The organism is Bacillus sp. FJAT-25509, assembly GCF_001420605.1.
Taxonomy (GTDB): Bacteria; Bacillota; Bacilli; order Bacillales; family Bacillaceae_G; genus Gottfriedia.
Map to the genome: position 1 here is coordinate 500,390 of NZ_LJIZ01000003.1, position 11,648 is coordinate 512,037.

Sequence of the window (11,648 nt, forward strand, 5' to 3'; positions counted from 1 at the left end):
GTTGTTTATCCTGAAAGTAAAAAAAAAAATGAGCCAATTAGGCTCATTTTACTTGTTGCGGTATACATACGCATCTTTTGGTGGTTGAATTTCCTTAATATTAGTGACATCTAAATAAGGAATGTTTACTTTAAATGGTTGATAGTACATTTGTTGTATATTACCAGTAGCTTCAATCCATTGATCATTTTTAAACGTTTGTCCATCAGGTAAATCAATTAGCACTCCATATACACCGGAATCGGCAACACAGTGAATAATGCCAAATCTAAATAAGAAAACCTGATTTTTCTTTAATCCTTTTTCATGATAAATAAAGCCTTTATAGGTCAATTGCTTACCTAAATATTTTCCAGGCTCATCGTATAAAACTTCCATTCCTTTAAGAAAGTCATAATCATTTAGGACAATACTTTTTTTATTTATATATTCTTTTGATTCTTGTTTAATTAATTTTTGATATCCTTCTTGCCCATAGTAAATACTTAAATCAGGCTTTAAATATTGCCTTTCCATGAAAGGATCATTATTCCCCGGTTCTGAAACGGGGAAATGAAACCCTTTTGCTTGTACAATCGTAGAGTCCAAAGTTGCAACTGGTAAAAATATACCGGTAAACAATGGAAAGATGAATACTAAGCCATTTAAAAACTTTTTAAAACCTTTAGCTTCTTTATGAACATGTCCATGTACACAAGTATGATCACAATTATGATCATGATGGTGGTCATGATCGTGGCTATGCTCTTCATCTTCATCATGACTCGTTCTTAAAGTATGAATTACTTGAATTAAAGTTAGAAATGCAAATAATATCGCAGCTGTCAAAGATAAATAAGAGTATTTCATATTAATATATTTTGAGATCGTACCTTTAATATGCAATTGCATTAAAAAGAAGGTAAATCCTAATAGTACATATGCTCTTGCCATATTGATTCTCCCTTAAATGAGTAATGTTGTGAAAAACGTTAATACAATAACTAACCCAATAATAATGAATACATATCGACTTTTGAAATGTTGGAATAACATTAATGTATTTTTTATGTCGATCATTGGACCAATAACCATAAACGCAACGATTGAGTTTAAAGAAAACGTACTTTGAAATGAAGATGCTACGAATGCATCAGCCTCAGAACAAAGAGATAAAATAAAGGCTAATGCCATCATTACTAGAATACTAGCAACTTGTCCATTACCTATATGCATTAACGTTGAAGTTGGAATAAATGTTTGTACGAATGCTGCAATAAATGCACCTAAAATTAAAAATTTACCCATTGAGAAAAATTCCTCTATAGCATGTACACAAACACTCCATAATTTTTTCCTAGCAGGAATTGAATGATCAACTGGAATTGTAACTAGATCGTGTTTTAATGGATTCTCAATTTTTAAATATGATAATACGATACCAATTATATAAGCAATGATCATAGCAGCTCCAGCACGATAAATAACCATTTCAATATTATTACCAAATGCAATAAATGTTGCAAACAGTACAATTGGGTTAATGATCGGCCCTGTTAACATGAACGCGACCGCTACATAGTGTGGCACACCTTTTTTGATTAGCCTACTTACAATTGGGACAATTCCGCACTCACAACCTGGGAAAATAAATCCCAATAAAATAGCTACTAATACTGCTAGATATCTATTTTTTGGTATTAACTTAGATAACATTTCCTCAGTAATAAATATTTGAATGATCCCCGATATAAAAACACCAATTAAAATAAATGGCAGTGCTTCAACTACTATCGAAATAAAGATCGTATTCATTTGTAAAAACGAATGATAAAAATTCGTACTCATAATCTCTCTCCCATGTACTTTTTAAAAATGAAAACTCACAAAACCTCCGAATGACCGGCGGCTTTGTGAGTTAAAAGTACCTTTTTTTCCAAAATATTAATGCAATTGTTGTTGATAATATTGCAGATATACCTATTACGATTGGAAACGCATGTGGAATATTTGCTAATGGGATATGATCAACGTTCATCCCATAAAAACTTGAAACCATTGTTGGAATTGATAAAATAATTGTAATAGAAGTTAAAAATTTCATTACAATATTTAAATTATTTGAGATAACCGAAGCAAATGTATTCATCATTCCACTTAAGATATTACTATATACTTCTGCCATCTCTATTGCCTGTTTATTTTCAATAATAACATCTTCTAATAAATCTTCATCATCTTCATACATTTTTAAAATATTCCCTTTAAGAATTTTTTGCATGACAATTTTATTCGATTTTAGTGAAGTCGTAAAATAAACAAGACTTTTTTCAAGGTTCAGCATTGTAAATAACTCTTGGTTTCTCGTAGATTGATGTAATTCGGCTTCAATTTCATTTGTTTTGCGATTAATTTGTTTAAGATAACGTAAATAATATGATGATGTCGTATGCAATAGTTGAAGTGCAAATCTAGTCTTTTTAAATGTAAAAAATCCTTTTACTTTTTGGTAAATAAATCTTTCAAAGATCGGATTTTCACTTAAGCAAATTGTCACAAACGTGTGAGATGAAATAATCATCCCGATTGGTATTGTATCAAAAATTGTGTGCCCATTATCATCATGAGCTACAATTGGAATATCAACAATAATTAGAGTGTGTTCCCCTTCAACCTCTATCCTTGAACGTTCTTCATCATCAAGTGGGTCTTTGATAAAATCTAAATCTAAGTCTAATTTTTGAACTAGATATTGAATTTCTTGTTCTGTTGGATTGATCGCATTGATCCAGCAACCTTTTTCAATGACATCAACTTGATTTAGTTTCCCTTGTGCATCTGAAAGATAAAAATTTAGCATCTTAATTCACCTCTAATTCTGAAACAAAAACTACACAATAATAGCATACGAAACATTTATATATGTTTCAACCTTTATTAAAAAGAAAGTCCATTTTCTAATAATCAAGCGCTATCGGCTGGCTATTTTAGTGAGCATTTATACTATTCACAAATAAAGAAAAAGGCCACTTATAGTGACCTATTTTTTAGTATCCGCTTTTATAGAAATAATGCATATCACTTAATTCATCAATGTATTGATAAACTTCTAACTGACTTTGTAATTGTTCTTTTGTATGTAATGAATAATCTTCCGTATTCAATTGATTTTGAACATTTGAAAGAGTATTTGATAAATCAGATTTTAATGCATCATACGACATAGAATACATAAAATTCATCCTTCCAATTGAAATTTATCATATTATATGTAATATAATGTAAAACAAATCATATTTATTTTATTTTCTACCTTTTGCCACTAATTTTTTTATTAAAAAATATACAACAAATAGGGCAATCGCTATAATGATTAGCATCGGAGTATAAGGAGCTAAAACCTCTTTAGCAGTTTCCCAGTTCTTTCCTAATTTCTCACCTATTTTGATAAATAGTATAGACCAAGGAATGATTGCAAGAACTGTATAAAGTGTAAATTTACTTACTGGCATCTTTGCTAATCCAGCTGGGATCGAAATGGCATGTCTAACAACAGGAATAAAGCGAGCCGTAAACACTACTCCTACGCCATATTTTGAAAACCATTTTTCTGCTAAATCAAGGTGATGCTTATTAATTAGAATATATTTACCATATTTTTCAATAATTGGACGCCCACCAAAATAGCCTAACCAATATAAAAATAATTGAGCAATAGTTCCTCCTATTACCCCTGCTACTAAAGCACCTGCAAAATTTATATGCCCTCCGGCTACAAGATAACCAGCATATGCTAAAACAATCTCGCTAGGAATAACCTCGATCATTAATCCTAATGCGACCCCTAAATATCCTAATGACGCAAAAAATTCTAATATTTGATGTATGATATTTGTCAATAGGATCCCCCCTCTCAAAAACAACTTGTACTACAATGATAATACATAGGAAGATAAAATATGTCAAAATAAAGTAATACTCCGGTGAAAGTAACTTATTTCATATAAAAAAAGGCTGTCCAAGTCAGTGACCTGACAATAGAACAGCCTTTTATCATTTCTTAATTATTTAATTACAACGTTTTTGTAAGTGTAATCTGGTCCGAACGCATGCTCAATTAATCCAGTTACTTTTGGCTTCATAACGTATGCAATCGCACGTTGGTAAATTGGAAGAATTGCTGCATTGTCTTGAACTAAGATTTTCTCTGCTTGTAAGAATGCATCAGAACGCTTAGTTGGATCTAATAAGAAATCTGAACCTGCTTGAGAGATTAACTTGTCATAATCTGCGTTAGCAAATCCCATTTGGTTGAATGGGCTCTTACTAGTCCACATATCGAAGTATGTCATTGGGTCTTTATAGTCTGGACCCCATCCGCCGAATGAGATGTCATAATCTTTCTTAGAGTTTAAATCTAATTGTTGTGCAAATGGAACTGATTTAATGTTAATTTTTAAACCTGGTAAGTTTTTAGTGAATTCACCTTGTAGGTACTCACTGATTTTTTTGTTAGTTTCAGTATCTGAACCTAATAATTCGATTGAAACATCTTTCTTACCGATTTCTTTTAAGCCTTGTTCCCATAATGTTTTAGCATCAGCTTTATCGTATTTTACAAGTTGTCCAGAAGCATCACGGAAGTCTTTACCGTTAGCATCTAAGAAGTTACTTGGAGCTAAACCGTATAAAGGTACTGAACCGTTATTTAAGATTACGCTAGTGATTGCTTCACGATCAAATGCTTCATTTAAAGCTTTACGGATGTTAACGTTTTTAAGAGCTGGATTTTTCGATTCGTTTACACGTAAGAAGAATACAGTTGGCTCTTTAGTTGTTCCATAGTCAGGGCTAGATTTATATTTGTCAACAAACTCTGCAGTTAAACCAGCACGGTCAACTTCACCAGACTCATATAAGTTTACAGCAGTTTGTGGATCTTTTACGATTTTAAAGTTGATTTCTTTTAAAGTTACGTCTTTAGCATCATAGTAATCAGGGTTTTTAACTAACTTGTAGCTTTGATCATGTTTCCACTCTGATAATTCAAATGGACCATTGAAGATTAAGTTAGCTGCTTCTAAACCATAGTTTTTACCTTGAGATTCAACGTATTTTTGATTTAATGGTAAGAATGTTGGGAAAGTTACTAATGAATCAAAATATGGAATAGCTTTTGCTAATTTAACTTCTAAAGTTTTATCATCAACAGCTTTAACTCCTAATTGATCAACTGGTTTTTTACCAGTAGTAACATCTTCACCGTTTTGTAATACATTCAACATGAATGCATACTCAGATGCATTTTTAGGATCTGCAGCACGTTTCCAACCGTAAACGAAATCTCCTGCAGTTACAGGCTCACCATTAGACCATTTAGCATCACGTAAGTGGAATGTATAAGTTAAACCGTCAGCTGATTTATCAAAAGATTCTGCGATACCAGGTTGTACAGCATCATCTTTACCTAACACGTTTAGACCTTCCATAATGTTACCTAAAACGTTGAAAGATTCAGCGTCTGTACTAGTACTTGAATCTAAACTTGGTAGCTCAGCTCCGCCTAGTAAGTTCAATACTTGTGGTTTTGCTTTTGCTGTTTCTTTTTTACCTTCATTTGATTTGTCTGAGTTACATGCAGTTAAAAGCATGCTCACAGCAACAGATAAAGATAGAAAATACGATACCTTCTTTTTCATTAGATTGCCTCCCCAAAATTAAACAATTAGACTTAAAAACTATTAAAATATTCAAACAATTTTTATTGTCCGAATAGTTAATAACCTTTAACTTACTTTTTATTTTACATACTTTTTAGAAAATATCAACAAAAAATCGACATTTTTTTCAAAAAAATTAATAAATTTAAACAAATCTTTACTTTTTTGTAATTAAAAGTTACATTTTCAAGTGCTTTTTTGCATATTTAAATCAAAACTATTAATAATTGCCCCAATTTCAATAAATGTTTAAAGTGGGACAAATATGTATATTTTTTTCAAGTTTCAAGAAAAAATCTTATAATTTTCTCTCTGCAAGCACAAAATAAAACAAGAGCCAGCGAAAAAAAGTAACCATCTGGACACCTTTTAACATTTACTTTTAAGATTTTTCTTATGCACAAAAATAGAAAATAACCCCTTTAGTTTATTACCTAAAACTTCCTAAAAAAGAGAAGGGTGATCCCTTCTCTTTTTGTTTGCTACTATTTATTTTTTTTGTTAGAAGCCCATTTGTAAGAGAAATCTCCGCCAAATTTATGCGCAATAATACCTTTAACTGAATCTTTTTGTAAATATGCACGGCCGCGTTGGTAAATTGGTGAAATACCAGCTTCATCCATAATTACTTTTTCAGCTTCTACCATATCATCCCAGCGTTTTTGTGGGTCTGCTTCTTTCTTTGCAGCATTTACAAGCCCATCATATTGTGGATTGTTGTATGCCATTTCATTGAATGGACTGTTAGATAAGAACATATCAATAAATGTCATTGGATCTGGATAGTCTGGACCCCAACCTGAGAATGAGAAGTCGTAATCTAATTTTTTCTCGTTATCAAGTTTAATTTCAAACGGTTGTGGAGCTACAGTAATTTTTAAACCAGGTAAGTTCTTCTCAAGCTCACCAGCGATATACTCAGCAGCTTTTTTGCGAGTTGTATCATCATAAGAAAGCATTTTCAGTTCAAATTTATCTTTACCAAGTTCTTTTTTAGCTTCTGTCCATAATTTTTTAGCTTCTTCGACATTATACTTGTTAAAGTCACCATTATGATCACGGAAATCTTTTGAATCTGGTCCTTTTACCCACTCAGAAGGAACTAACCAGTATGCAGGTTTAGAACCATCATTTAAGATTGTAGATGTTATAGCAGATTTATCGTATGCTAAGTCAAATGCTTTACGAGCTTTAGCATTTTTAAAGATTGGTAGTTTTTCATTGAAACGGAAGAATACTAAACGAGCATCTAATTGAGTTTTGTATTCTGGGTTGTTTTTATATTTATCAACGTACTCAGAATCTAACATTACTTTATCAATATCACCGTTTTCATATAAGTTAACTGCAGCAGAAGTATCTTTAACTACATTGTATTTAATTTCATCTAACTTAACTGTATCCTTGTCCCAATATTTAGGATTCTTCTTCAATGTAAAGCTTTGCTCATGCTTCCAGTCACTTAAAGTAAACGGACCATTATATAATTGAGTATTTGCTTCTAAACCATATTGATCACCTTTAGACTCAACCCACTTTTGGTTTTCTGGTAAATATGTTCCAAAAGTTGTTAATTGTAAGAAATAAGGTGTTGGTTGCTCTAATGTAACTTGTAAAGTTTTATCGTCAACTGCTTTAACACCTAATTGATCTAATGGCATTTTACCATTGAAAATTGCCTCAGCATTTTTCACATAGTAAAGAATGAATGAATATTCAGATGCAGTTTTTGGATCTACAGCACGTTGCCATCCGTAAACGAAATCTTTAGCAGTTACAGGATCACCATTTGACCATTGTGTATCTCGTAAATGGAAAGTATAAGTAAGTCCATCTTTACTAACTTCAATCGAATCTTTTTTAGCAACACCATCTACTACTTCGTCACCTTCACCTAAACGTAGTAAACCTTCATTTACGTTGTTTAAAACTTCGAATGACATTGAATCAGTAGTTTTTGCTGAATCCATAGAAGGAATCTCAGTAGTTGTAGTTAATCTTAACGTTTGCTTCGTATCTTTCTGAGAATTGGTTGCTGTTTTTTCTGTGTCTTTGCCACAAGCCGCTAGTACTGTACTTAGTACTAATAAACTTGAAACAGTTGTTGCTAATCTACGCTTCATTAGAGCACCTCCATATATTAGTGATTTTTCCATTTTATAATTTACTTATTTTTCTGAAAAATCACTTATTACTTTTTCAATATACTACAAACTTTTCAGAAAAAAAAGTATTTTTTTAATATTTAATTTATTTTTTATTAAAATTTCTTCAAATCTTAGTTCAATTTTCACACTTTTTATAAATTTTAGTGTAGTTCAATATGATTGTATTACTATTCACATATTTTTTTGTTGCAAAAAAAACGCATTTTTTTTAAATTGTATGTCGATTCTACAAACATTTTATGAACTTAATTATTAGTTTCCATTCTTACTAAATTATGGGTTATAATATATCTTATTGAATTTGAATATATCTATTTTTATATCAATTTTAGGAAGTGAATGTATGATAAGAAAAAGTATCCCAAACCTATTTACTCTAGGGAATTTATATTGTGGGTTTCTATCGATCGGCTTTGCAGCTAAAGGAGAGTTTAGAAATGCCGCAATTCTTATTTTAATAGGAATGATGCTCGATAGTATGGACGGTCGAGTTGCTAGGGTTTTAGGAGTCCAATCACAATTAGGAAAAGAACTAGACTCTTTAGCTGATATAGTTACTTTTGGAGTTGCACCTTCCTATTTGGTATTTTGTACACAATTTTCAACTGAAGGTATCTTTGGTCTAGGAATTGCTGGTTTATTCCCGCTGTTTGGCGCATATAGATTAGCACGATTTAATGTAACACCGATTTCAACATCATTAAAATATTTTACTGGTGTCCCAATTACAGCAGCTGGTGGTTTTGTTGCTTTTTTAACATTATTTGGAAGTCGAATACCGCAAATAGTCATTATTACAGTTTTTGTTGCATTAGCATTCTTAATGGTTAGTAGAATTAAAATTCCAAGCTTTAAAGATATTCCGATCCCTAAATATGCTACAATTATTACGATTTTTTTAGGATACGCATTATATCTAGTATGGCATGCTAAAAAAGTGCAGTGGCCATTCTTCATTTATATAGCAATTCCGCTTTACATTTTCTTTATTTTCTTTCAATTTTTCAAAAGTAAAAAGAAGCAATCAAGTAATGAAAATAAGAAACCACGTAAATTCCGTTTAAAAAGAAAGTCTTAATAAAAAGTATGTTTTGATGCATTGTTTTTCATCAAAGCATACTTTTTATTATATATTAATCCTTTTAAACCGCATTTTTCTTGCACATTAATAATTACTGTTCTATAATGACTAAGGATTAAATCGTATTTATTACGATTTTGAATAATTTAATAAAATTTATGTACCTAATTGTTTGATAAGAATTATCTTACATTTTTTTTAAAACTTAAAAAGGAATGATTACGAATTACATTAAAATATTTTAACCTTTTTCGTTTATTAATAAGCTTATTATAAAATACTAAAATGATAAATTTTTTTAGGGAGAGAAAAAAATGAAATTTAAAAAATTAGCAATTACGACTTTGCTAGTAACAAGTGCAGTTCTGTCAGCTTGCAATAAAGACACGCAACAGCAAAGTACGAAAAATAAAAACAAAAATAAACTGACGATTTATACAACCATCTATCCTTTACAAGATTTTGCTGAAAAAATTGGTGGTAAATACGTAGATGTTCATTCTATATACCCTACTGGTGTTGATACTCATGATTTTGAACCAACTTCTAAGCAAATTGTGAAAATCGCAAACTCAGATTTATTTGTATACAATGGTGCAGGTATGGAACCTTTTGCAGATAAAATAAAAGATACACTTAAAAATAATAATGTTGCGATCTTAGAGGCTACCAAAAATATTGAATTAATAAAGTCAAACGAAGAAGAAATTCAGGCGGATGAAGATCATCATGACGTTGATCCACATGTTTGGTTAGATCCATCTCGAGCAAAAATTGAAGCACAAAATATTAAAGATGAATTAGTTAAATTAATGCCAAAAAACAAACAGTACTTCGAAGCAAATTATAATAAAATTGAAAATCAATTTGATGAACTTGATAGTGAATTAAGAAATTTAGTTTTACATTCTGCACGTAAGGATATTGTCGTTTCACATGCAGCTTATGGATATTTGGAGCAACATTACGGAATTGAACAAATCCCAATCACTGGACTTTCCCCTTCTCAAGAGCCTTCACAGAAGGATTTAAAGAAAGTTGTTGATTTTGTTAAAGAACATAATGTTAAATATATTTTATTCGAAACATTTGCTACACCAAAAGTAGCATCCGTTGTAAAAAATGAAACTCATGCTGAAATCTTAAGACTTAACCACTTAGCAACTATTTCAGAAGACGATGTAAAGAATCATAAAGATTATTTCGACTTAATGCAAGAAAATATTGATACGTTAGATAAGGCATTAAATAACCGTTAAAAAGAGGACCCAATTTGTTGGGTCCTTTTTTGCTACTATTTATCCTACCTTCATATTTTCAGAAATCGGTTCTGATTTTCTCTTAATCTCTTTAAACATCACTTCAAATAAATATGCTCCGATCAAAGCTAATATTGAAATGATGCTAAATGTCCATTTATATCCAATCAGCCCAGCAAGTGGAATTGTTAATGGTGCAATCGTTCTTCCAAGTGACCATCTTAATCCAGCTGCTGCAAAATACTGTCCACGTTGATTTTCAGGTGCAATTTTTGCAATAAATGAGTTCTGATTTCCTACAACTAATATCTCACCTAAAGTAAAGAGTGCCATTGCAATAAAAATTACATAGGCTGATAGTGTAAATCCAAATAACAGCATAGATAAAGCATAACTAACAGATGATGCAAAAAATAAAAGTCTTTCATTAAACTTATTTGCAAGTTTCGTTATTAAAACTGTCAATAACGCTACGATTAAACCGTTTTCTGCTATGACCCAGCTAAATAACGTTTCACTATTTGTCTTTAAAGTAAAATTGCTAAAATTAAATAATGTTTGAACGGGAATACTTTCTTTAATATAAACCGCTAGTAATAAATCTAATTGAGTAAAAGTTTGAGAGATTAATATACCAGCTGCAACAAATAAGAAAAATACCTTATCAGTAAAAATAATACGATAATTCTTTACTTGTTTTACTAAAACTTTTGAAATAGAATCTTCTTTTTCTTGTCTTACAGAGTCTGGTAATGATTCCTTTATTAATAGAAGAATCATAAATGCGACGATTAAAAAGATAAATGAAGATGTAGCAAATAATAAAAATCTTGCTTTAAAAAATAAAATCCCACCAATGATTGGTCCGATAACAACATTAATATTGATCATCGTATAAAAAACAGCGAATACTAAGTTTCTTTCATCTTTATCTTCTACAGTATCTGCTACCATAGCCGAACTTGCTGGATTATATAGCATTCCTGTGACACTAATAATTGCAAAACCAAAAAAAGTTAACCATGGAGAATTTAAAATTGGTGAATTTGCAATTGTTAGCAAAATCATTCCTCCAGCTTGAATAAAAGCTGAAATAACCATCATTCTTTTTCGGCCATACGTATCAGCCAAATATCCTCCGATTAAATTTGCAAATACCCCAACAGCTTGAGAGCACATAAGTAAGACTCCCGCTGTTACTTTTCCCAATTCTTCTGCAAAATAAATTGCTAAAAATGGTAAATACATCCAAAAGAATAATCCAAAGAAAAACTCGGCAACAAGCCTGATTTTCATATTAAAATTCCATTTAAGTATATTCATGATGTCCGTCCCCCTAACCTTCTCACTTTAACATAATTAAAAAAATGCGTAAATTGAATTTTAATTTCTACTTCCTTCTTCTAAGAAATCTATACCAATAAATGCATTTAATTAAACT

Annotated in this window: 10 protein-coding genes; 2 read left to right on the plus strand and 8 right to left on the minus strand. The window is 30.9% G+C overall.

Annotated features, from left to right (window positions below; translation table 11 throughout):
* Nucleotides 1-48: 48 nt before the first annotated feature.
* From AN960_RS02770 to AN960_RS02800, 7 genes are all read right to left on the minus strand, one after another.
* Nucleotides 49-933 (minus strand): TIGR03943 family putative permease subunit, encoded by an 885-nt coding sequence (locus tag AN960_RS02770; RefSeq protein WP_056466471.1) that lies wholly within the window; start codon nt 931-933, stop codon nt 49-51.
* 12 nt (nt 934-945) lie between these two features.
* Nucleotides 946-1,827, minus strand: a complete 882-nt coding sequence (locus tag AN960_RS02775) for a permease (RefSeq protein ID WP_056466474.1) — start codon at nt 1,825-1,827, stop codon at nt 946-948.
* 70 nt (nt 1,828-1,897) lie between these two features.
* Complete coding sequence (locus tag AN960_RS02780) at nt 1,898-2,839, minus strand: magnesium transporter CorA family protein (protein WP_056466477.1); 942 nt, start codon at nt 2,837-2,839, stop codon at nt 1,898-1,900.
* A gap of 187 nt (nt 2,840-3,026) precedes the next feature.
* On the minus strand, nt 3,027-3,212 hold the full coding sequence (locus AN960_RS02785; RefSeq protein ID WP_056466479.1) for a hypothetical protein: 186 nt from the start codon (nt 3,210-3,212) through the stop codon (nt 3,027-3,029).
* Nucleotides 3,213-3,281: 69 nt separating this feature from the next.
* Entirely contained in the window at nt 3,282-3,884 is a 603-nt protein-coding gene (uptA, locus tag AN960_RS02790; RefSeq protein WP_056467047.1) for an undecaprenyl phosphate transporter UptA, read from the minus strand.
* A gap of 159 nt (nt 3,885-4,043) precedes the next feature.
* Nucleotides 4,044-5,678: a peptide ABC transporter substrate-binding protein gene (locus AN960_RS02795; RefSeq protein ID WP_056466482.1), complete on the minus strand. Its 1,635-nt coding sequence runs from the start codon at nt 5,676-5,678 to the stop codon at nt 4,044-4,046.
* A 506-nt stretch (nt 5,679-6,184) separates the two neighbouring features.
* A complete protein-coding gene (locus tag AN960_RS02800; protein ID WP_056466485.1) occupies nt 6,185-7,822 on the minus strand; it encodes a peptide ABC transporter substrate-binding protein in 1,638 nt (545 codons plus the stop codon).
* Between the two features lie 388 nt (nt 7,823-8,210).
* Here AN960_RS02800 and pssA point away from each other — a divergent pair, with 388 nt between their 5' ends.
* Together pssA and AN960_RS02810 are read left to right on the plus strand one after the other, a co-directional pair.
* Nucleotides 8,211-8,945, plus strand: a complete 735-nt coding sequence (gene pssA / locus AN960_RS02805) for a CDP-diacylglycerol--serine O-phosphatidyltransferase (protein WP_056466488.1) — start codon at nt 8,211-8,213, stop codon at nt 8,943-8,945.
* A gap of 317 nt (nt 8,946-9,262) precedes the next feature.
* Nucleotides 9,263-10,207 carry a metal ABC transporter substrate-binding protein gene (locus AN960_RS02810; RefSeq protein ID WP_056466492.1) on the plus strand — a complete coding sequence of 315 codons (945 nt, stop codon included), beginning with the start codon at nt 9,263-9,265 and terminating at the stop codon, nt 10,205-10,207.
* A gap of 39 nt (nt 10,208-10,246) precedes the next feature.
* On the opposite strand, the gene AN960_RS02815 is transcribed toward AN960_RS02810, so the two are convergent.
* A complete protein-coding gene (locus tag AN960_RS02815) occupies nt 10,247-11,530 on the minus strand; it encodes an MDR family MFS transporter (protein WP_056466493.1) in 1,284 nt (427 codons plus the stop codon).
* Nucleotides 11,531-11,648 lie beyond the last annotated feature (118 nt).

Coding starts and splice junctions, on each gene's coding strand:
- AN960_RS02770 (WP_056466471.1), bottom strand. CDS start 933: ATGGCAAGAGCATATGTACTATTAGGATTTACCTTCTTTTTAATGCAA.
- AN960_RS02775 (WP_056466474.1), bottom strand. CDS start 1,827: ATGAGTACGAATTTTTATCATTCGTTTTTACAAATGAATACGATCTTT.
- AN960_RS02780 (WP_056466477.1), bottom strand. CDS start 2,839: ATGCTAAATTTTTATCTTTCAGATGCACAAGGGAAACTAAATCAAGTT.
- AN960_RS02785 (WP_056466479.1), bottom strand. CDS start 3,212: ATGTATTCTATGTCGTATGATGCATTAAAATCTGATTTATCAAATACT.
- AN960_RS02795 (WP_056466482.1), bottom strand. CDS start 5,678: ATGAAAAAGAAGGTATCGTATTTTCTATCTTTATCTGTTGCTGTGAGC.
- AN960_RS02800 (WP_056466485.1), bottom strand. CDS start 7,822: ATGAAGCGTAGATTAGCAACAACTGTTTCAAGTTTATTAGTACTAAGT.
- pssA (WP_056466488.1), top strand. CDS start 8,211: ATGATAAGAAAAAGTATCCCAAACCTATTTACTCTAGGGAATTTATAT.
- AN960_RS02810 (WP_056466492.1), top strand. CDS start 9,263: ATGAAATTTAAAAAATTAGCAATTACGACTTTGCTAGTAACAAGTGCA.
- AN960_RS02815 (WP_056466493.1), bottom strand. CDS start 11,530: ATGAATATACTTAAATGGAATTTTAATATGAAAATCAGGCTTGTTGCC.